This is a genomic window from Mycoplasma sp. 1781, from assembly GCF_053851675.1.
Genome location: NZ_JBSQBC010000001.1, coordinates 1 through 23,544 on the forward strand (window position 1 = coordinate 1; position 23,544 = coordinate 23,544).

Consider the following 23,544-nt stretch of genomic DNA (forward strand, 5'->3'; position numbering starts at 1 on the left):
TATTATAACCCTTCAAGTAATAAAATAGTTTTCCCAGCAGGCATTTTACAATCTCCATTTTATAGTTCAAAACAATCCTCTTCTTCAAACTACGGTGGTATAGGGGCAGTTATTGCTCATGAAATATCACATGCCTTTGATAATAATGGGGCTAACTTTGATGAAGTAGGTAATATGGTAAATTGGTGAACCGAAGATGATAAAAAAGAATTTAACAAAAGAGCTGAAAAAATGGTTAAATTATTTGATAATAAAAAAACAGAAGTTGGTAAATGCGACGGAAGACTAACAGTATCCGAAAACATCGCAGATGCAGGCGGGTTATCATGTGCCCTTGAAGCAGCAAAAAGCGAAAAAGATTACAACCCAAAACATTTTTACATAAATTATGCTATCACCTGAAGATCTAAACAAAGACCTGAACTTCAAAAATTACTATTAGCTTCTGATGTTCATGCTCCTGCTATACTGAGAACAAACATTCAGGTACAAAACTCTGACGATTTTTATAAGACTTTTAAAATATCAGAGTCTGACCAAATGTTCCTAAGCCCGAAAAAAAGAGTAAAAATTTGATAATTAACCCCCCCTTCTTGTATTTTAAAAAAGAAGGAGGTTTTTTTAATGTAACAAAACGGATTGTTTTCTTTTTCGTTTTAAAAATAAAATTAATTGTAAAAAAATAAAAAGAGAAATTCAAAAAATAATTACTGATGCTATAAAAATAGCACTGTTCTTAAAAAAAGCAGAAGGTAAAATTTTAATAATTTCATCTTTTGAAGGTTCAAATATTCAATTTGTTTTACCAGCAAAAAATAATTCATGAAACTTACGGAAAGCAACATCATAATTACTAATTACCAACCCTATAACAATAATCAGCACCCCTAGTAAAATTGTCGAAGCAATAAAACAAGATTTAATAATTTTTATTCTTATTTTTGTAAATTTTGATATTAAAAAAACTAAAAGAATTGTAAATAAAGAAAAACCTAAAATAATAAAATCTATTAAAATCAGTCTTTTGACATCTGCGAAATGCGCCATCCCTAAAGATGAATAATCTAATTTCCCAGTCCCAAATTTCTTAAATAAAACTAAATAATCAAAAAGTTCGTTATATGCTAATTTAAGTTGATCATAATTTAGCTCACCATTATTAAATTTGATATTTTTGTAATCCAGATTAGATAAATGATAATAGTAAAAAGGTTTAATAACTATTGGCAACATAATCGAAAAACTTAAGATAAATAGCATAATACTTATTATCAAAAAAACATACAAAAAATATTTACATTTTTTTCACATTGCTTATATTAGTATAGCATTAATTAACAAAATGCTTTTTAAAAAATAATTCTGTTTTTTTGTAATAAAGTAACAAAGAATAGAAATGTTATTAAATAGCAAATAAAAAACAAAACAATTGACACTAAAAAAACTTTTTTTCTTTTAAAATTAAGGTTTTTTTATTTTTTTTGACTTATCGACATTCATTATTTTTATTATTAATTAAACAAAATAATAAACATATATTTTTCTTTTTTATTTTAAATTATTTTCGAATAATTTTAATATAATTAAAATTCTATGAATATTAATTATTATAATGATACTATAGCAGCTATTTCTTCTGGCAATATTAATCAAGCCATATCAATTATAAGAATATCGGGACCTGAGGCAATAAGTATAATTAAAAAAATTTATACAGGAAAAATCGGGAAAGATAAAACAATAACTTATGGATTTATAATAGATCCAATAACCAACAAAAAAATAGATGAAGTATTAGTTAGTTTTTTTATAGGTAATAAAAACTATGTAGGAGAAGATACGATTGAAATAAATGCTCATGGTGGGATAATTGTTACGAATAAAATTTTAAATTTAATAATCTCAAATGGAGCAAGATTAGCAACTCGCGGTGAGTTTACAAGACGAGCATTCATAAATGGCAAAATTAGTCTTGAAAAAGCAGAAGCAATAAATTCTCTTATACATGCAAAAACTAATATACAAGCAGAAATTGCTATTAATCAATTTGAAGATAAAGATAATGAATTAATTAATAAATTAGAAGAACAACTAATTAATATTATTTCAATTATAGAAATAAACATTGACTACTCAGAATATAATGATATTGAGCAAATGGATAAAACAAAACTTTTAAAGTTAATAACAAATTTAAAACAATATATTGAAATAATAATAAAAAAATCAGAATTTGCAACTGATGTATATAATGGAATAAAAGTGGCTATCGTCGGAAGACCTAATACCGGGAAATCTTCAATTTTAAATTTATTATTAAATAAAGAAAAAGCAATTGTTACAGATATCGAAGGAACAACAAGAGATATTATTGAAGGCGATTATGAAATAAATGGAATTCCTTTTAAAATAATAGATACTGCAGGAATTAGAAAAACTCAAGATAAGATAGAATCAATTGGAATAGATCGTTCATTAAATGCAATTAAAGAAGCAAAAATTATTGTCCATTTATTTAACCCAGGTCAAAAAGAAAACAAAGAAGATGAATTAATAAAAGAAATGTCAAAAGGAAAAATATATATTCCAGTATTGAATAAAAGTGATTTATTAAATGATAAAGTTTCATCTGATTATATATTAACATCAGCAAAAAATAAAAATATTTGAGAATTAAAGAATAGTTTGGTAAAAAACTATTTAAATCTTGATTATAATGACAGGGAATTAATTTATAATACTAGAAGATTAGGTTTGTTAAAGCAATGCTATATTGAATTAAATAATGCGATTTTAAGCATGGATAAAGGTTTCGGCCCTGAGATTGTAATACTCGATATTAATAAAGCATGGTCACTACTTAGAGAAATTTTAAACAAAGAGCATGATAACGAATCTCTATTGGATAATATGTTTAATAAATTTTGTTTAGGAAAGTAAAAAAAAGGTGAAAAATGAGTTATAGCAGAAAAGTCGAACTAAAAGAAGGCCAAATATTGAAATGGGTTAAAAATGAATCAAAACCCTTTTATTTAGGCCTTTCGTATGAAGGTTTAGGGATAATAAGAGATTTTAAAGTTCCTATATTTGTTTATAATTTACTACCTGACGAAGAAGTTGATATCGAAATAACATATTGCTCTAAAAAATGTTGTTTTGCAAAAGTAAAAAAATATAGAACTTGTTCATTATTGAGAGAAAAAATGGAACCTTCGGGAGTTTTATTGTATGAAACAGGTTCTACTCCACTAGCTGGGATTAATTATGAAAACCAGTTAAAATTTAAGCAATATATTATTAAGAATTTATTTGAAAGAAATTTAAATTACACAAAAGTTTTACCTATACTTGAATCAAATTGCCAATGGTTTTACCGCAATAAAATTTCGTTGCAAATAAAATATGATGAAAAAGGTCCAAAAATAGGTTTTTTTAAAAAATATAGCCATGATCTAGTTGAGCAAACAGAAATGGAACTTGCGGTTGTTGCAATTAGGGAATTTTATAAAAAAGTGCTAATTAGTCCAAAAACAGATTTTGAAAAAGATTTTAAAAATCTTATATTTCAGGTTAAACCATTTAAAATTACTTTAAGATCGCCAAAAAGCTCATTTTGTTGCATTGAAATCATTCTTCATATTAAGGAAGATTTAAGTCCTGAGAATATAAAATTATTTGAAGCCTTATTAAAGGACAATCTAAGCTATAAAGTAACTTTCTTTAATACAACTTCTAATAAGTGGATTAATTTGCTAAATCATAATGGTATAAAATATGAACTTGGAAAATTAGTGTTTAATGTTGTTAATGATACTTTTTATCAAATAAACGAAACGGTTATGAATAATATATATAAAAAGATAAGTGATTGAATACCTAGTAATGAATTGAACGTTTTGGATGCTTTTGGTGGAGTTGGTACAATCGCTTGCTTTATTGCGCATAAATGCCGTAAGGTTTATTCGGTTGAGATAAACAAAAAATCATCATTAATGGCTATTGAAAATATTGAAGAAAATAAAATTTCTAATATCGAAGTAATAAATGATGATGCAAATAAGTGGCTTATTTTAAATAAAGAAAAAATTGATCTAGTGATTTTTGATCCGCCTCGAGAAGGTTTAGATTCAGAAACTATTAAATCAATTAAGGATTCTGATATTAAGAAAATAATATATTTAAGTTGCGAGCCTAAAACATTAGTTCGTGATCTACAGAATATAACAAGTTTCGGATATGAATTAATAGAAGTACAGCCTTACGATATGTTTCCACAAACTCAACATATTGAAACTCTAGTTTTACTAGAAAAGAAATCTTAATAAAATTTAAATTTAAAAAAGTAAGTCAAAAACTTACTTTTCATCAATTATATATTCAGTAAAGTTTGATAAGTCTTCCATTTTAAAAACATGAAGCGAAACTAGTGATTTTTTAAATCAAGGAATAGTTTTTATATGTTGTAAGGCTTTTGTAATTTGTAATAAATTATTTATTGAACGCGAGAAATAAAAGCTGTTTGACAATCAGTGAAAACCATAGTGTCTTAAAATATCCCTTATTTCTTCGTATGCTTGTTTATAATTTTCCTCGCCGACTCCATATTCTCTAATTAATAATTCTTTTTTTAGATAAAAAACAAGACCGTACATATATACCTCTATAATGTAAAAAATATATATTTAATTATACCACCATTACCCTTAAAAATATACCCTTAAAAAAGTAGTTACTTCTTATTAAATTTAAAAATTAATAAGGAAATTAAAAAACCTGATGAAACAAAAGACTTGAAAGTTTTATTGAAATTCAAGTCTTTTTTATTTTTATTAATTTTTTAAAAAAAATATTAACGCAAAGTAAATCATAGAAATAGCTTCAATAAATATTGGTTTTTGTTGCAAAAATATAGATAAGAATATATTTTTAATAATTGATTATTGACTTTAAAATCTTTTTAAAAAATGAATTGTTTTTATTTGTTATGTCTTACGTATCAAAATTGCATAAAAATGCAACATATATATATATATATATAATATTACAATAAATATTTTTTATATTAAGGAGTAATAAGATGACAAAAAAATCTAAACTTTTTCTTTTAGGAACTTCATCTGCATTATTAGTTCCTATTATGACAATATCTTGCGCTACAAAAAAAGAACCAAATAAACCAAATAACCCATCAAATCCAGTTAATCCGCAAGATTCTCAAAAACCAAAAAAGACACCCCAAACACCTTCATCAATTGAACTGTTAGGTTTTGATAAAGAAGAATTAAATAAGCCTTCTATCGATAAATTGATTACAGAAGAAGATTTTAATAGACAAATAGGAAAACAAAATTCACAAAAACAAACGAATCCTTCAACAGATGATAAAAAACCTCATAAACCATCTATAAAGTTAGACGAGAATGCTTTCAAAAACATTGCTCCAGATATTATTTTTGATTATAATGAGCCTTCAAATGAACAAATTCAAAAGATAGTTAATAATTATTATAATCAATATCTATATCAAAAATACGACCCCTCAAAAGAGGAAAAAGGAATTAGATTTTCTTTTTCATTAGAAGGGCAAGAATATATCTTTAATAAAGATATTAATGTCAATAAGATTAAGGTAGACGAAAACAAACAAAAACATTTAAACTCATTAGCGGACGAGATAGTTTTTGCTTTAAAAAATAACAGTAAAACATATTTAAGTGAAAAATATAGTAAGGTTTTAATATCTTCATTTGAAAAACAAAAGCAAAAACAAATCCTAGATACTTTTGAAGAATATATAAATAAAGAATGACAAAAGATGAATAATATTTATGATGAGTCTTTATTTACGTCTAACGGTGTCGCTGCTAATGACATTAAAAATAGCATAAATAACTATTATAAACAAATTGATCCATCAAAAAGAACGATAAGACAATTATTACAAGACAAAAAAGATGTCAATAACTATTTTAGAATGTTAAACATTTTGCTATTTAGTTTTGCAGATCTTAAAGAATTTGGAGAAAAATTTCCACTTTTTCAACAAAATAAATTTATAACTAAGCAACAAATAGATGAAAGAAAAATCACTCACGGAGATTTTGACAAATTAATTCAATATCGTAAAAACGCTATTAAAAAATTAGGAGAAAAAATCACATATAAAACTTGGTTACAAAACCAAAATGATGCTTACTATACCTTGTCAACAAATTTAGATATTCATAAAATGCACGATTACAATATTGCATTAACACAATTGTGAACATTTATTGATGAATTAAAAAATGGTGCTAATCTAATAAAAATAGATAAAACAAAATTAGAAACAACCATGTACACTGAAGATCAAGTTATTGAAATGCTAAAAAATCCTGAAACAAAAAAACAAACAGAAGCTGCCTTTTATGCTCAATATAAAGATAAACATTTTACAAATATTTTTGACCCAAAAGAAAAAAATACAAGATGAGATAGAAATAAAAATTATATTTTGGAATTTAAGGCTTGAGTTCATAAATACAAAAACCAAACTAAACCAGGAATTTTTCTTTTAACCAAAATAACGTTTGACAATAAAGAAACAGATGAATTTTTAATAAAATATACATTTCTTCATCGAACAGGTGTTGGTCATCTTGGATTTCTAAAAACACCTAAAACGCAAAATAAAAATAAATAAAAATTATCTACGGTACCGAAAAATCAATATAAACTTGTTTTAGTTAAAAAACCACAAAAAGTTTAAGATTTAATTAGAAAACATAGGAAAAAGTAGACACCCTCATAGGAGGAATGTCTACTTTTTTATCTTGCTATTTTTGTGCATACTAAACCCATATTGCATCATTTTTTAATTGCTTTAATTTAATTCTTTTCAATTAATCTTGATGCTTCAGCTAGGTTTACGCTAAAGAAAGTTGTAACACCTCTTTTCTGCATTGTTGCACCATAAAGTTTATCAACCCTTTCCATTGTGCCTTGGCGATGAGTGATAACGATAAATTGTGTTTTTTCTTTAAGATTTTGTAAGAATTCTGCAAAACGGATTACATTTGCTTCATCAAGTGCGGCTTCTACTTCATCTAATATACATAATGGCAATGGCTTTGCTTTTAATAGGGAGAATAATAGTGAAATTGCAATAAGTGCTTTCTCACCGCCAGAAAAAAGTCTTAAATTTTTGATAGATTTGCCAGGCGGCTGTGCCACAACATCAATTCCACTATCTAGAAGATTCTCTGGATCTGTGTATCTAATTTCTGCCATTCCACCACCGAACATTTTTGAGAAAACAAACTTTATTTCCTTATTTGCAAGATCGACGGTGTTAGTTATTCTTTCGATTATTATCTTATCCATTTCACTAATAACTTCTTCAATTGTTGTTTTTGCTTCAACAATATCTTTTTCTTGCTTTTTGACTTCATCGTATCTATCCTCTGTTTCTTTGAGTTGTTCGATTGAGTCTAAACTTACATGGCCAAGATCTTTTATATCATTTTTTAAATCAGAAACAATTTTTCTTGCTATTTCGAAATCTAAATCTGCTATATAAAACTCTTTTGCTGTCTCAAAAAGCATATTATATTGTTCTGAAAGTCTTTGTTTTGCATAATTAATAGCTGCTTCTGATTTTGCTTTTTCTGCTATTTGGATAGCATTTTCACTAATGAGTTTATTTAAATCATTATTAGCTGCGCTTTGTTTTGCGTTTGCTTCTGCAAACTCTTTTTTAGCAACTTGTAATAATTCATTTTGAGAAGTTTTGTTTGTTAAAAGATGGCTTCTTTCAAGTACTAGTTTTTGAATTTCATATGCAATGTTAACAGTCTCTAGCTCTTTTATTTTTTCTTTTGATATATTTTCATATTGAATTCTTAATTCATCAAATTTTGCCAAATCATCGTTTTGTATAAGTTCTTGTTTTGATAAATTAAGGCTTAAGTTTGAGAATAAACTAAGTAATTTTTGAATTTCTTGTTCTAGATCATTTAATTTTGTTTGTCGTTCAGAAATTATTTTTAACAGTTCTGGTTTCAGTGATTCAATCTTTTTTATTTGCTCATCAAGGCCAAATGCTGATATGTTGTCGCTTTTTTGCCCCCCACTTAAAACACCACCAACTCTAATTATGTCTCCTTCGAGAGTGACAACCATATAGCGTTTTTCAAGTAGCTGTGATAATCTATTAGCATTTTCAATATTATCCGCAACCAAGATATTGCCTAATAAAAATTTTCTTAAAATATCAAACTCACGTTCAGTATAAACCAACTCTGATGCAATACCTAAAAATCCTTTTTGAGTTTGGGCTACAACAATATGGTGTTCCGAAACGTATTTAGGATTTATGGATGCTAATGGAATGAAAGTTGCTCTACCACCATTATTTTCTTTTAGGAATTCAATAGCCTTAACAGCTGTTTCAGAATTATCAACAACTATATGTTGTAAGGCTCCTGCTAGAATTGTTTCAATAGCAAGGCCAAATTTAGCATCAACGCTTATAATTTCTGAAACTAGAGCCTTATATCCTTTAAATAAATGCGAGTTTTCAACAATATTTTTTGTCCCTTTTTGTAAATTGCTTTTGCTTTGCTTTACTTCATGAATATAATCTAATTTTGAATTTATTTTTTGTAGCTTTTCTTTGTCGTTATCTAGTTCTCTTTTAAGGTCATTTTTTTGAGCTGAAATATTTAAGATAGATTGATTAATGGTGTTGATTTTTTCTTTTTGTTGTTTAATAAAATTTTTAGAAAGTGAAATTTTTGTATTTAGGCTACTTAATTCGTCTTTTAGGGCTTCTCTTTTTTGCTCTACGTTTGCTTCAATACTTCCACTAATAAGCATTTCACGTTGTTTTGATTCCCTTGCAGATCTTATTTCTAAATCATTAATTTCTCTACTTATTTCATCAATGCGAGAATTTAGATTAATAATCGCAGCATCGAGTTCAACCATGAGATCGTTTTTTTGCTTTGTTATATCATTGTAAAGTTTGATTTTTATTTCAAGATCCTCTTTTTTTTGACTATAAATCATTGAATTAGCGTTTAGTTCATCTAACTTTTCTGAATGAGCCATAAAATCGTGAACTAACAATGAGACTTCAACTTCTTTAAGTTGTTCGCTCATTATTTTATATTTCTTTGCTTTCTCAGCCTGTTTTTGCAAAGGTTTTATTTGTTTTTCTAATTCCTGTACAACAATTGCTATTTGATCTAAGGCTTCTTGCGTTCTTTCTAATTTGCGCAATGCTTCTTGTTTTTTTGAGCGATACATCGATGTTCCAGATGCTTCCTCAAAAATTTCTCTTCTTCTTTCTGGTGTTGCCTCAGCGATATCAGAAATAGTTCCTTGCCCTATAATTGCTAATGATGATTTTGAAATGCCACTTTGCATAGCAATTTCTTTAATGTCCTTTTGTCTTGCTACTTCGCCATTTATATAGTACTCATTGGCACCTTTTCCTCTATTTAAGACACGAGAAATTGTAAAAAAATCATGGGGAATATTAGCGGCACGATCACGATTATCAAAAGTAAGTATGACTTCTGCGCGATTCATTTCCTTTTCTGTTTTTGAGCCCGCAAAAATTACGTCCTCCATATTATCACCACGTAAAACTTTTGAACTAGTTTCACCTAAAACTCATCTGATAGCATCATTAATGTTTGATTTACCTGAGCCATTTGGTCCAATAATTGCAACAACACCGCCGTCGAATTTTAATGTAACCTTATCAGCAAAGGATTTAAAACCATGTGATTCAACTTGAATTAATTTCATTATTTTCCTTTCCGTTTTTCAATGAAGACTTAAAAATAATAATATAAATTATTATAATAACTATTTTTAAAAAGGATTAGCAAAAAACATTTTTTTCAATGTTGTTGTTATAAAAGCCATTTTTGATAATAAATTTATAATGAATTAATAAATTGTTTTCATTTTATTTTAAGCACGATTATTCATTTTACAATACAAGTTTGTTAGTAATTTTTATTAAAGTTTTAAGAGTAAAAATAAGAATAAAAATTAATCATTAAAACATATAAAATAACTTTTTAAAAGAAGTGTAAGTTTGTTGTAAAAAGCCTTATAGTTAAATATTTTTTTAATTTTGATAAAATTAATAAAAATAAAGCTTTATTAGTATTGAGGTACCAATATGTCCAATAATAAAAAATGAAAAAATAAAAAAATTAACATTAATAACTATAGAACACTTGAGGTTCAAAAGCAAAGAAAAGCATTATCTAGCTCTTGAAAGATAGCTTTAACTGGTTTATTCCTAGTAGCAATTCCTTCATTTATTTTATTTATTTTGCTCGGCCGAGACGGATGGGCATTTGAAATAACAAAAAAAATGGAAAGATGGTCTATGCTCTTGCCTATTGCTATTGGTATTGTTATTATTCAAACTGCAGTTGTTTCTTTAATAGTTTTTAAATTTAAGGTTTATAGCAGTAGTTCATTCGTTTTTTTAGTTCCATTTGCAATTGCTATGGCTTCGTTCTTAGTTTCATCAGGCGTTGAAGAGTGGCCTTACAGAGTCATGCCAGCTGTTGGTCTTGCATTTTTATCGTTACCAATATTGCTTGTGTTTAAACATATTGAAAAAAAGAAAAAAGAAAAACAAAAATTACAGTTTGAACAAGAAGAAAGAGCAAAAAGAACATTACTAGACTAAATTAAGTTTAGTTTTTTATTTTATATCTAAATTAGTTTTAAATTAAGCCAAAATAAAATATTTACTTTCCAAGGAGATTATATGTATAAGAAAATTTCGCTAATTGATAAAGAAATTGCAGAAATAATCAATAATGAAGCAAAGAGACAAACTGACCATATTGAATTAATTGCCTCAGAAAATTACGTTTCTGAGCAAGTACTAAATGCTGTTGGATCGTGTTTGACAAATAAATATGGTGAAGGATACCCTAATAAAAGATACTATGGAGGCTGTGAATTTATTGACCAAATTGAAACATTAGCACAGGAAAGGGCAAAAAAACTCTTTGGTACTAAATTTGCAAATGTTCAACCATATTCAGGATCAGTTGCTAACGCTGCTGTTTACATGGCCTTGTTAAAACCGGGCGATAGAGTATTAGGTCTTTCTCTTGATTCAGGAGGTCATTTGACTCATGGTTACAAAATCTCTTTTAGCGGAATTTTTTATGAATCATATACTTATTCGGTTGACGAAAATGGAGTAATAGACTTTGATGAAGTCTTAAAAATAGCTAAAAAGGTTAAACCTAAGATGATTATATGCGGATACTCAGCCTATTCGCAAATTGTAGAATTTGATAGATTTCGAGATATTGCAGATGAAGTAGGTGCATATTTATTTGCAGACATATCGCATATCTCGGGGTTAGTGATAGCAAAATTGCATCCATCACCAGTAGGTTATGCCGATGTGATTATGACAACAACTCATAAAACACTAAGAGGGACAAGAGGTGCAATTATTCTAACAAATGATGAAGAATTGGCTAAAAAGATCGATAAGGCAGTTTTTCCTGGTTGCCAAGGGGGAGCCTTGTTTCATCAAATTGCCGGTAAGGCTGTTTCTTTTTATGAAGCGCTTCAACCTGAATTTATTGATTATCAAAAACAGTTATTGATTAATTCAAAAGTTTTTTGTCAAACTTTTATGAATAAAGGAGCGAAAGTTATTTCTGGTTTAACAGCAAATCATCTTTTTATGATTGATGTTAAAAGTACATATGGTTTAACTGGCAAAGAAGCATCAAGAGTATTACAAGAATGCAATATCACCGTTAATAAGAATTCAATACCGAACGATACAGAAACACCATTAGTATCTAGCGGCATTAGATTAGGATCGGCCGCCATGACTTCTCGTGGTTTTGGCGAAGATGAATTTATCATTTTAGCTAACCTAATGGATAAGTTGTTAAGAGATCCGAATAACGAGAATTTAAAAACAGTTATTAAAAAAGAAGTAGCTAAACTAACTAATATGTTTCCAATAAAAAGAAGTTACATCAAAAATTAATGTTAGAGGTTTCAATGTTAGAAAAATTAGAAACAGATATTAAGAACTGAATTGGTTCAATTGCTGGCGTAGTTGATTTTAAGGCTTTGGATGAAACAAATATGGTTAATTTTGCTAATACGGGAATAGTTGTGGAAAAGATGCCGAAACAAAAAAACGGAATTTCTGTAACTATTGGATTAATAATTTTGATAAACTTAAATGCAAAAAACCTAGTGGAAGAAATATACCAAATCTTAACCTACAAACTAAAAAGCGAAAATATAAAATTATCAAAACTTTGTGTTTTTATAAAAGGAATAAGTAATGAAAAAAATTAACGGAAAACAATGGCTGGGCGCTATTTTGTCTGGTGCTTATAATTTAAGCAACAAACAAAATCTTATTAATGCATTGAATGTTTTCCCTGTTCCTGATGGTGATACAGGGTCGAATATGACATCAACAATTATTGCAGTTGAAAATATTAAGGCAGATGAATTTAGCAATATTTCTGATATTTCCAGTCAAATAGGTCAATCATTATTATTTTCCGCCAGAGGTAACTCTGGGGTAATTTTAAGCCAAATTTTTAAAGGTTTCGCAGTTGCTTTCAAGGATAAAAAAGAGATAAATTCTTATGATTTGGTAAAAGGGTTTGAGGAAGCTTATAAATACGCTTACAAAGCTGTTTTAAAACCTGTTGAGGGGACAATATTAACTGTTATCAGACAAACATCAGAAGGGTTAAAAGAAAAAATTCTTATTGATAGTGATATTACTGACGTTTCACGTGTTGCCGTGGAACTTGCTAGAATAAGTTGCGATCATACACCTGATCTATTACCGGTTTTAAAAGAAGTTGAGGTTACTGATTCAGGCGGTGAAGGTTTGTATGCTATTCTTGAGGGAATGCATTTATACTTTCAAGGTCAACCTATTACGCTTTTGGAAAAACAAACTGAGGTAAATAAATTTATATCTGATAATGAAGTTTTTGATGGTGAGTTTGGTTATTGCACCGAGTTTATTGTCGAATTAAAAAATAAGAAAAAATTCAAAAAGGATTTATTAATTTCGAAATTAGAGAAACATGGTAGTTCAATGGTTCTTGTGCAGGATGACTCATTTTTAAAGGTTCATATTCATGTCACTAGACCTGGTGATGTTTTAAATATTGCAAATAGCTTGGGACAATTTATAAAAATTAAGATTGAAAATATGACCTTACAAGCTAATGATAGTAAAAGAAATAAAAATGATAATAATAGTAATGATCAATGTTGTGACGATAATCAACATGATTGCGGTCCAATAAAAAAGACCGCTGTAATCTCGTGCAATTCTGGAACTGGCATTATTGATCTTTTGAAAGAAAATGGTGTCTCGTATATTGTTGAAGGTGGGCAAACTAATAACCCATCAATAAATGACATTGTATCCGCTATTAACGCCGTAAGAGCTGAAACTATTTTTATTCTTCCAAATAATAAAAATATTATCCTCTCAGCCCAACAAGCCTCAACTATCGTACAAGATAAAGAAATTATAGTAATTCCAACAAAATCACAGGCCCAAACACTAAGTATTTTATTTAACTATAGTGAGGAAAATAGTGTTTCTGATAATCAACAACTAATGAATGATGCTCTTTTAAATATTCATTATGGCGAGGTTTCGCCTTCAATTAAAACCACTAAACTCAACGGTATTAAGGTTAAAGCCGGTGATTTTATGGCTATAAAAGAAGGGAGATTGAAAGATACAGATCCAACATTTAATGGTGCAGCAATAAAATTACTTCATGAATTAATTACTCCCGAAACGCAATTAGTTAACATTTTTTATGGCCAAGATGTTACTGAGTCAGATATAGATGAATTACAAAATTATATTGAAATAAATTTTGATGTAGATATCGAAATACACAATGGTGGTCAAAGTATTTATCCTTATTTAATTTCAGCGGAATAGGAGAATTGAAATGAAAAAAATAGTTTTCGATGTAATGAATAATGATAATGGTTATAAAGAAGCAATCCAAGGGGCATTGGCCTTTATGAGTAAAAATAAGGATTATCAAATTGCCTTAGTTGGCGATAAAAAACTTATTGAAAAAGAAATTAAAAACAATACTTATTTAATAAAAAAAGAAGATTTTATAATTATTGATTCACCCAATTTAGCAACCATCAATTCTTCGATAAGAGACGTTTTAAAAAAGCCATCATCAATGTTGGATGCTTTTAATTATTTAAATGAGAATGATTTTGATGCAATCTTGAGCAGTGGTGATAGCGGGTCTTTTATTTCATTAGCAACCCTAAAAACAAAAAGATTACCAAACGTTTTTAGACCTGCTTTTATGCCCATATTGCCTACAATGTCTGACCATTTTTCCCTGTTATTAGATGCCGGCGCAAATATTGATACACCAGCTCAATATATTAACAACTGAGCTATTGTAGCTAGTAAATATTTTGAATTAATTTTTAAAAAATTTAACCCAAGTATTGGATTGTTAAATGTTGGCACTGAGGAATATAAGGGTAGCCAAAATATCAAAAACGCTTACACGCTATTAAAGGAAAATAAGAAAATTAATTTTTATGGATTTATTGAGCCTAACGATGCCATTGCCGGAAAGGTTGATATTATTTTAGCTGAAGGACAACAAGGAAATATATTTCTAAAAACTCTTGAATCTTCATTTATTAATTTTGGGAAACTTCTCAAGAAAATAATTTATAAAAATATAAAAACAAAGATAGCGGGTCTTTTTTTGAAAAATGATTTGAAAAAATTTAAAGAAAAATTTGACTACCGAAATATTGGCGGTGCATATATAATTGGTTTAGAAAAAATTGTTGTTAAAGCTCACGGTGGTTCTGATGAATTAGCATTTGAAAACGCATTAAACCAAATTAAGCTTTTGCTAGAAAAGGAAGATTTTATAAAGAACCTTTCAAAGCAATTGGGGGATATTGAAAATAATGAAATTTAATGGTAGTGATTTAAAAATCCTAGATAATGTCTTGCCCTTTTTAAAACAATTGGGAGTAAAAACAAAAGAATTAAGTGATGAACATTTGTTTATTTTAATAACTGCATTTACACATAAATCTTTTACGAATGAACATAAGACAAGACCTCATAATGAATATCTTGAATTCATTGGAGATGGTGTATTACAATTTGTTGTAACAAGTTGAATTGCCAATAAATTTCCGCAATATGAGGCAGGTTTAGCAAGTAAATTAAGAAGTAGTATAGTAGATAAAAATAACCTTGCCAAAATTGTTGAAAAGTACTCATTATTTAAATGATTAAGATATGGTAATTCTGCATTTTCTAATGGAACTAATATCAAAACAAAATCTAATCTTTATGAAGCATTTATAGGTGCTATATATTTGGTTTATGGTATTGAGGGGGTAAAGAAAATTACTAACCTAACATTATGAGAATCATTTAATTTGCAATGTAACAAAACCCATGTGCATCCTAAAAGCGAGTTGCAAGAATTATTACAACAATTTAGTCATTCTAGAATTGAGTATGTCACCGAAATGCTTCCTAACAATGAATTTGGTTCTATTGTATTGCATGAATCTCAAAGATATGGCGAGGGTTATGGTAAATCTAAAAAAGAAGCCGAAACCAATGCTGCAATTAATGCGCTGAAAAAATTAAGAAGAAATAAATAAAAACGTCTTTTATGTTGAATACATACAAGACGTTTTTTAATTATAATTAAGGTTATTTTGTTAAAATAATTCAACTTGATTTGTATCATTTAAATTATCTAATATACCTAGCTTTTTTAGTTCGGAACAAATCTTAGAATTTACTTTTCCTCTCTGGCAAAGATCTTCGATAGATAAAAATTCTTGCTGATTTCGAGCATTAACTATTTGTTCTGCAACGGTATCACCTAGTCCATCAACAACAATAAATGGCGGTATTAAGGATTTGGTTTTTTCATCAACAATTCAATCCTTGGAATGAGATATTGATAAAGAAACGTTTTGAATTTTAAACCCTCGAGCATACATTTCCTTTGTTATTTCAAATGTGGTAATTAATGCTGACTCTTTTGTTGAAAGCGCATTACTTATATCGTTCTTTCTCTTTTTTAAATTCATTAGTTTTATATCAACGCTAGTATACCCTTTTGACATTGTTTCAATATCAATTGCATCTGGTCTTATTGAAAAATATGAAGCGTAAAATTGTAGAGGATAATAAAGTTTATACCAAGCAATTCTTCAGGCCATAATAACATAAGCCGTTGCATGAGCCTTAGGAAACATATATTCAATTTTTTTTAGTGAATTAATGTATCAGTCTGGAACATTATTTTTTATTAATAGTTCCTCTTGCTCTGCGGATAAGCCCTTACCCTTACGGACTTTTTCCATTATTTCAAAGGCTTTTAATGGCTCGATATTTTTTCTTATTAATTCTTGCATAATATCATCACGACAACATACACAATCTTTTAATTTAAACCCTTTTTTGACTAACTCTTCAGCATTTCCGGCCCACACATTAGTTCCGTGACTTAGACCACTTAATAAGATTAAATCATTAAATGTCCGTGGTTGCGCTTCTCTTAACATGTTTCTAACAAAACCCGTTCCAAACTCTGGCAAACCATAAGCACCTGTAGTTTCACCATCAATCATTTTTGGATCGATTTTTAGCGATTCAGTTGTATAGAATAACTTCATAACTTCTGGGTCAGATTTTGGTATGTCTTTGGCATTTGTTTTTGTTAAATCTTCAAGCATTTTTATTGTTGTTGGATCATCGTGACCTAGTAAATCAAGTTTTAAAACATTATCATGAATGGATTCAAAATTAAGGTGTGTAGTTTTTCATGAACTATTAACATCATTTGCGGGATAATTAACAGGTGTAAAGTCCTCAACATCAAATTCCTTGGGAATAATAATAATTCCTCCCGGGTGTTGCCCTGTTGTTCTTTTAACCCCGGCCGATTTATTTGCTAAGAAATCAAGAAAAGTTCTTGATCACGGCGTTTCACTTAATCGCACTTCTTCCATATATTTTCGGCAAAAACCATATGCGGTCTTTAAGGCAATTTTAGATATAGTTCCGGCCCTGAATGAATGATTTTCACCAAATAATTCCTTAACTAAATTGTGAATTTTTGGTTGATAATCACCACTGAAATTTAAATCAATGTCCGGAACTTTGTTAGCTTCAAAACCTAAAAAGGTTTCGAAAGGTATATTATGCCCATCCTTTGAAAGTTTTTTATTGCAATTTGGACAATTCTTATTAGGGAGATCCCATCCTGAATATATATTGGGATCATTATTTCATTCAAAATATTTGCATTCCAAACATAAATAATGTGGTTCAAGCGGATTAACTTCTGATATTTCTGATAGGTTAGCTACTATCGAGGAACCTACTGAGCCACGACTACCCACTTGATAACCATCTTCATTTGAACGTTTAACTAATTTATGGCTAATTCAATAAATTACTGAGTAACCATACTTAATAATAGGGTTTAACTCTTTTTCTATTCTTTCAATGATTATTGGATCAGGACTTTTTCCATATTTTTTATAAAGATTTTCATATACTAAATTACGCAATTTAGTTGGTGAATCATCAAAGGTCGGAACATACAATTTATCTTTAATAACTTGTATGTTCTCAATTTGATTAGCAATTTTTTTGGGATTATAAATAACAATATCTTTAATTAATTTTTCATCACCTAAAAAAGCGAATTCATCTAACATTTGTCTAGTTGTTAGATATTGCAACTTTGGTTGTGTTTTTCTTTTTAATCAATGTACCCCGCCACCAAGCGAAGGAGCGTTAATGTAAATGGCATGAATAGTTTTTTGAAAATCATAAACATATCTTGAATCAGATGTTGCAACACACATTTTGTTAAGCTTTTTGCATTTTTCGATTAAGTCATGATATGCGAATTTAAGATTTTCTCATGAGATAAGTTCCTCACCCTCTACTAAATACACAAAAGATGAAATCGGTGGCAATTCAATATAATCAAAGTTAACAATTTCTTTTTCTATTGATTCATTTGTACCCAGGATTATTTTGTCCCATAATTTTGAGCGATGTGTCCCTGAACCAAACAAAATATTATTGTATTTTATTTTATCCTCAATGTAAAACTTTGGACCGTCATTATAATTTTTTGTTAGTGATGAAGATAGAATATTGAATAATTCTTTAAGTCCTCTTTGGTTTTTTGCTAATACTCTTATTTCGGAAGACATTATTCTGTTTGATCATTGTGTAGCATCAACATTTAATAGCTCGGATGCGCTAAAGATGTTTTTTTCAATGGCTAATCTTGTAATCATTTTTAATCAGACTTGAGCCAAAGCATGAGCATCATAATCAGCCCTATGAGCGTCGCTAAATGTATAAATAACATTATGTCTCTTACATACATAATTCATTTTATGCCTTGCTTCACTTTTATCTAAAAAATATGAAACCCACAAGGAGTCAACACAAATTAGATTGCTTGTATCAAGACCTAATTTTCTAAATTTTTCCATACACATATTTATATCAAACGCAGCATTGTGCGCTACACCAATGCGCCCGTTTAAAATAGAATGGATTTTTTTAATTCCCTCTTCAGGGGATAGCCCCCCTTCTAAAAGTTGTTCATTTATTTTGGTTAGTTCTTTGATTTTTTGGCTTAGTGTCTTTTTTGTTTTGATAAAAAACTGAATTTTTTCTACTATTATGCCATTTTTAATTATTGTAGCTCCAAACTCAATAATATCGTCAAAGCGGCATGATAGTCCTGTAGTTTCGAGGTCAAAAACAACGTACTCAGCTTCTTTTAAATCAAAATCCTTAAATTTTTCATATCCTTTAAAAATTAAATTTTTCTTTGAAATTGTAGATAGTGTTGCTCCGTATATAGGTTTAATTCTTTTTTCTTTTTTTAAGGCATTATAGAAAGATGGGAAACTTTGCACATTATCTAAATCCGTAATTGCGATAAATTCATGGCCATATTTTATGGCAGCTTTTATATATTCATTAGGGGAAGAAATTCCGTCTTGAACACTCATGTGTGTTCTTGTGGCTAAATCTATTCTTTTTTCAACCTCATTATCTTCGGCTAATGAAGTTATTGGCTCTGTTTTGGTAAACGCTTGCGCACCGTATGCCATTATAACCTTAGCTTGTGTAAATTTGTCATCAGTTAGCATACCCGTTACATAAATAGTATCGCCTTCATTGATAGAAGGTTTTTCTTCTGATTCGTTTTGAATAAAATTGACAGAAATAGCTTCGTTATAATCTGAAATTTTTAATGTTAAAAGGCGTTTGTTATTTTTTAACGATTTCCATTCTAAAAAATAAATTTCCCCTTTTACAATAACTCTTAGTTCTTCAAATGTTGTTAAGGCGGTAGCAATATCCATTTCAACTAATTTAGCCTTAGGTTTTGCGTAATATTTTTGACCGTTACTATTTGTTGTATTTTTATCTGGATTTTTTTGCGAAAAACTTAATTCCTCTTTTTGCTGAATTGAGTAGGAGTTTATTAAATTGTTTATGGTTTTTTTCTTACTATTATTTGAATTATCAGCTAATTTATAAATAGGTTTAAGAAATTCAAATCCTATTTTTTCTAGTCCTTGAACAATTAGGTTATTATTTTGTTTGAATTTCTCATATGCAGTTTTTAATGGAATAAGAAAATTTATTTCATTGTCAGTCACTTCTATATGAGCCGAATTTATAAAACCAGAAATGTCATTCAATGAAGGAAAACTTTTATCAATAACATATTTTAGATAGTCAGCAATGTTTTTTTTATCTAAAATAACATTTTGAATAATTAAATTAATGCGGCATTTTGGAAATCGAGACTCGACAGCTTTATGAAATTTCTTATATTCATTGATGTTAATATGTTGATCAAATTGTACATCAAAAACTCAGTTTTCAAATCCCTCTTTAATAGCAGGATGTACTAATAAAAGTTTAGCACCATCAAATTCATTAGATGGCTCAAATTTTACCTCTTTACATAGTTGTTTAAAATATTCATCCATCATATGAATTACCTCCAAATCTAATTAATAAATAATATTATTGAAGTCATGATTACAACAAATGAAGTTGAATCAAAACGATCCATAAAACCACCATGCCCTGGTATTAAATTTGAAAAATCCTTTATTCTATATAATCTTTTGATTAGCGAAAAAACAAGATCGCCTAGAATAGATATAAATGGTAAAAGGAATATGCCAGCTATTAATTGTTTTCAATTAGTAAAAATAGAAAATGTTTTGTTTTGTGTTATATGGCCTAAATACATTGTTATAAATACAAAAATCGATCCAAATATAAAACCTACAAAAGCGCCTTCTCATGACTTCTTTGGACTTATTTTAGGAGCCATCCCTCGTTTAATTAATTTTTTTCCAAATAAAGAACCGCCGACATAGGCCATCGTATCAGTGATAACTGGTATTATAATAATAGCAAAGACAAAATATAAATTTGCAGCGTTATATATAAACAAGCTTTTAAAAGCAAGTGGAATAAATCATGTTGAAAAAATAGCAATAAAATAAGAAAAAATAAAGTCTCTTTTTATGGTTTTAGTAATAAAAAGATTTACTAGAAATATGCAAGTTATAAAGAGAATTATTAGCAATAGCTGTAATGCTCTAAATTTAGATAGACTATCATATCCAAAAAAAATTGATTTTTTTATTTGTTTTGTTACTATCAATATATTTGAACCAGTTGTTTTTGCAAGACCTATAAAATTACTATGTTCTGGTTGCGCTGAAAACCAATCCAACGGAAAAGCCCAAACTAATACTGTTAAAATAGCTATAAGAATATTTTCCCATCTTTTTAAAATGTTATGAGAAAGAACCTCATAAGTTGCTCATGCAGAAATGATAGCAAAGAAGGAGAAGCCAATAACTTTTCCTGGTATTTTTCCAAAATATGTTATAAATAAAAAAGGCAATAAAATTAATGCTAAAATCATTGCTGACTTTATTCTTAGCTTAATATTTTTCATATTTAATAATTATAGACACTAACAGTTTATTAATGATGTAAAAAAAGTTTTATATTTATATTTTTTTATAGTAGATTTTGTAATAGATGATATTAAAGTTGTAAATATATTTAATTACAAAATTAAAACACACCTTTTTAGTCCGAGAGATGAAATACAAAAAATTAAATATATTAATTTTATTAATTTGCAAATCAATAATATAACATCGGGTGGTTCTAAATCTATTTATGTTCCTTTAATCATATCAATCCTAAACAAATTAAACTTTTTTCCAAATGTTGATTTAAATGAAGAAAATCTTATTATTTTGTCTAAAGTACTATACAAAATTGAAAAGTTTGACACATTATGGGAACTTGATTTTAAAGGACAATCCCTAAGTACATCAATAATTAATAAAACAAATAAATTGTTATTCAAAGATAATAAGCCTGTAGATGTTGAATTTGCTAATCAAATTTATAAAGAACTTATTAAGATGCTATCATTAAATGATGAAGACGATAAAAATATTAAATTATTGCGCGAACATCTTAATAATAAATTTAATTATGAAATAACTGATGAGAATTCATCATTTAAACCAGTGTCAAATAAACTGTATAAATTAATTATTGCATGTGTATTTAGCGGTTTCAAAAATAAGCGCGAACAGCCTTTTTGATATGAAAAGTTTAGAAGTGAAGATGAACGTCAAAATGATTTAAGCTATTTAAATTTAAGTTATGAACACATATTGCCGCAAACCCCCTCGCCAGAAGATTGCAAAGATTTAAAAAATATGAATATCGATTTTAATACAGACTATATGACATTAGTTTACAAGATTGGTAATGGTGATTTAATGTTTAAGCCAGATAACTCAAGATTAAGTAATGAAATGGTTAAAGATCCAAGTAAATATAATATGGTATCAAAAACAAATTTTGCATTAAACACACCAATAATGTCCTTGCTACCTGATAAAGAAGGCAATTTAACTAAAATATCTTTTAGCCCAATAGTTGGAGAACCTATTAAATGTCTTGAGGATTTTAAAAATCGAAAAAAATCTATTGATGAACGTACAAATCAAATTATTGAAGCCTATATTTATATTATGTTTAGCGACAAAGCAAATAAATTAAAGTAATATTAATAGAAAATGCACTATATAAAACATTAATTGTAAACAAAACAAAAATATCTATAGTCCCTAAGATGAAGTATCTAGATTCCTAGATATTTTCAAAGAAAAATGAGATTCTAAATATCACTATGCGCTTAAAAGTTGACAAAAAAACATCAATGAACTAATTGCTTTTTTTTAATTTTCTAACTGAAATTAGAAAGCTAATTTATATAACAAATGTCATCGAAAATTTAAATAGAAATATTAGAAAAATATCAAGAAACAAAACTTCATTTCCTACTGATGGCTCTTTAATAAAGATAGTTTATTTTGCAATCCAAAATCAGTTAGAAAAATGAAATAAAGTTGTTTTTAATTGAGGACCTGTTTTTGTATAATAAATTTACATTTGTGTAATTGCTAATCTCAAATCACTTACTAAAAAGCAAGTTAGAGATTAACTTACACATTTTTTTTACACTACCTTTAGAATTTGCACAATAGTTTTTAAAAGAGACAATTTGTTAAAATCCCGTTTGTGAATTTATTAATAATTTAGGTTTAATTATTTCTTTTTTTATTTTTTATAATTAAAAGACCCTTCCTAATAAAATTTCTTAAGAAAGGTCTAATAGATTTGCACAAAACTTTTTTAGTTTTAATGAGATGCATTAATCTTTTATTATAGTTTTGCCTTTTTGAACAAGTATACTTCTTATAAATTTACTTATTTTTTTATTCTCAGTAATTCCGATGAACTATTTTGATTTTATTAAATTGTCATTAAATCTTTTTCTTTTATTTTAGTTAGTGAATTTATGTTTTCAATTGATTTGTCTATCTCTTTTTGGATTTGGTCCAAATAATTCTTTTGTAGATCTTCTGACAGTTCTTTATCTGCTTTGATGTGTTTATTAATATCCTGGCGGATTTGTCTTATCCCCACCTTTGCTTGTTCAGCGATTTGATTTAATAACTTAGTCATTTCCATACGTTTTTCTGTTGTCATTTGCGGATAAATTAATCTTAATTGATGTCCCATATTAATAATAGTAATATTTAGTTTTTGGTCTATAAGAGTTTTTTCAACTATTTTTAGAATTGCCATATCATAAGGTTTAACTAATAATTCTAATGGTCCATTTGAACTTATTGAAGCTAATTCATCTAAATTCATTCACGATTCATAGTAATTAATTTTAATTTTATTAATCAAAGCGGGGTTTGCTTTTCCGACAGCAACTTTTAATGATTGCACTTCAAAATTGTCGATTGTTTTTTTAATATTCTTTTTTAAATCTTCTATATAAAAACTTAACTCCATAA

Annotated in this window: 18 protein-coding genes; 12 read left to right on the plus strand and 6 right to left on the minus strand. The window is 27.9% G+C overall.

Going from position 1 to position 23,544, the window contains the following annotated elements:
* The coding region (locus ACWXVP_RS00005) for a M13-type metalloendopeptidase (RefSeq protein ID WP_456012483.1) at positions 1-579 on the plus strand (579 nt) is incomplete at its 5' end.
* A gap of 42 nt (positions 580-621) precedes the next feature.
* Here the strand turns inward: ACWXVP_RS00005 and ACWXVP_RS00010 are convergent.
* Positions 622-1,311, minus strand: coding sequence for a TIGR01906 family membrane protein (locus ACWXVP_RS00010; protein WP_456012484.1), 690 nt, complete (start codon positions 1,309-1,311; stop codon positions 622-624).
* Positions 1,312-1,593: 282 nt separating this feature from the next.
* Between ACWXVP_RS00010 and mnmE the strand changes: the two genes are divergently transcribed.
* Both mnmE and rlmD read left to right on the plus strand, forming a co-directional pair.
* The gene (gene mnmE, locus ACWXVP_RS00015) at positions 1,594-2,940 is read left to right on the plus strand and encodes a tRNA uridine-5-carboxymethylaminomethyl(34) synthesis GTPase MnmE (protein ID WP_444704892.1); all 1,347 of its coding nucleotides are present in this window, start codon (positions 1,594-1,596) and stop codon (positions 2,938-2,940) included.
* Positions 2,941-2,954: 14 nt separating this feature from the next.
* The gene (rlmD, locus tag ACWXVP_RS00020; protein ID WP_456012485.1) at positions 2,955-4,322 is read left to right on the plus strand and encodes a 23S rRNA (uracil(1939)-C(5))-methyltransferase RlmD; all 1,368 of its coding nucleotides are present in this window, start codon (positions 2,955-2,957) and stop codon (positions 4,320-4,322) included.
* 33 nt (positions 4,323-4,355) lie between these two features.
* Here the strand turns inward: rlmD and ACWXVP_RS00025 are convergent, their stop codons facing one another.
* Positions 4,356-4,652 (minus strand): hypothetical protein, encoded by a 297-nt coding sequence (locus ACWXVP_RS00025; RefSeq protein WP_438340497.1) that lies wholly within the window; start codon positions 4,650-4,652, stop codon positions 4,356-4,358.
* Positions 4,653-5,077: 425 nt separating this feature from the next.
* Between ACWXVP_RS00025 and ACWXVP_RS00030 the strand changes: the two genes are divergently transcribed.
* A complete protein-coding gene (locus ACWXVP_RS00030) occupies positions 5,078-6,682 on the plus strand; it encodes a hypothetical protein (RefSeq protein WP_456012486.1) in 1,605 nt (534 codons plus the stop codon).
* Positions 6,683-6,867: 185 nt separating this feature from the next.
* Here the strand turns inward: ACWXVP_RS00030 and ACWXVP_RS00035 are convergent, their stop codons facing one another.
* Complete coding sequence (locus ACWXVP_RS00035) at positions 6,868-9,795, minus strand: AAA family ATPase (RefSeq protein ID WP_456012487.1); 2,928 nt, start codon at positions 9,793-9,795, stop codon at positions 6,868-6,870.
* Positions 9,796-10,177: 382 nt separating this feature from the next.
* Here ACWXVP_RS00035 and ACWXVP_RS00040 point away from each other — a divergent pair, with 382 nt between their 5' ends.
* From ACWXVP_RS00040 to rnc, 6 genes are all read left to right on the plus strand, one after another.
* A complete protein-coding gene (locus tag ACWXVP_RS00040) occupies positions 10,178-10,699 on the plus strand; it encodes a hypothetical protein (protein WP_438340500.1) in 522 nt (173 codons plus the stop codon).
* An 81-nt stretch (positions 10,700-10,780) separates the two neighbouring features.
* Positions 10,781-12,037 carry a serine hydroxymethyltransferase gene (glyA, locus tag ACWXVP_RS00045; RefSeq protein ID WP_455965942.1) on the plus strand — a complete coding sequence of 419 codons (1,257 nt, stop codon included), beginning with the start codon at positions 10,781-10,783 and terminating at the stop codon, positions 12,035-12,037.
* Positions 12,038-12,051: 14 nt separating this feature from the next.
* Positions 12,052-12,357 carry a hypothetical protein gene (locus ACWXVP_RS00050; RefSeq protein ID WP_438340502.1) on the plus strand — a complete coding sequence of 102 codons (306 nt, stop codon included), beginning with the start codon at positions 12,052-12,054 and terminating at the stop codon, positions 12,355-12,357.
* Positions 12,344-13,990, plus strand: coding sequence for a DAK2 domain-containing protein (locus tag ACWXVP_RS00055; protein WP_444704899.1), 1,647 nt, complete (start codon positions 12,344-12,346; stop codon positions 13,988-13,990). The genes ACWXVP_RS00050 and ACWXVP_RS00055 overlap by 14 nt, the downstream gene beginning before the upstream one ends.
* 10 nt (positions 13,991-14,000) lie before the next feature.
* Positions 14,001-15,020 (plus strand): phosphate acyltransferase PlsX, encoded by a 1,020-nt coding sequence (gene plsX / locus ACWXVP_RS00060; protein ID WP_444704900.1) that lies wholly within the window; start codon positions 14,001-14,003, stop codon positions 15,018-15,020.
* Positions 15,010-15,723: a ribonuclease III gene (gene rnc, locus ACWXVP_RS00065; protein ID WP_456012488.1), complete on the plus strand. Its 714-nt coding sequence runs from the start codon at positions 15,010-15,012 to the stop codon at positions 15,721-15,723. Before plsX ends, rnc begins: the two co-directional genes overlap by 11 nt.
* A 60-nt stretch (positions 15,724-15,783) precedes the next feature.
* On the opposite strand, the gene ACWXVP_RS00070 is transcribed toward rnc, so the two are convergent.
* Positions 15,784-20,118, minus strand: coding sequence for a PolC-type DNA polymerase III (locus ACWXVP_RS00070; RefSeq protein WP_456012489.1), 4,335 nt, complete (start codon positions 20,116-20,118; stop codon positions 15,784-15,786).
* 17 nt (positions 20,119-20,135) lie between these two features.
* Positions 20,136-21,104 (minus strand): phosphatidate cytidylyltransferase, encoded by a 969-nt coding sequence (locus ACWXVP_RS00075; RefSeq protein WP_438340507.1) that lies wholly within the window; start codon positions 21,102-21,104, stop codon positions 20,136-20,138.
* Between the two features lie 187 nt (positions 21,105-21,291).
* On the opposite strand from ACWXVP_RS00075, the gene ACWXVP_RS00080 reads away from it, so the two are divergent.
* Positions 21,292-22,239, plus strand: a complete 948-nt coding sequence (locus ACWXVP_RS00080) for a hypothetical protein (protein WP_456012490.1) — start codon at positions 21,292-21,294, stop codon at positions 22,237-22,239.
* A gap of 164 nt (positions 22,240-22,403) precedes the next feature.
* Complete coding sequence (locus ACWXVP_RS00085; protein ID WP_456012491.1) at positions 22,404-22,616, plus strand: transposase; 213 nt, start codon at positions 22,404-22,406, stop codon at positions 22,614-22,616.
* Positions 22,617-22,990: 374 nt separating this feature from the next.
* On the opposite strand, the gene ACWXVP_RS00090 is transcribed toward ACWXVP_RS00085, so the two are convergent.
* Complete coding sequence (locus tag ACWXVP_RS00090; protein ID WP_438340511.1) at positions 22,991-23,542, minus strand: ribosome recycling factor; 552 nt, start codon at positions 23,540-23,542, stop codon at positions 22,991-22,993.
* Between the last annotated feature and the right edge of the window lie 2 nt (positions 23,543-23,544).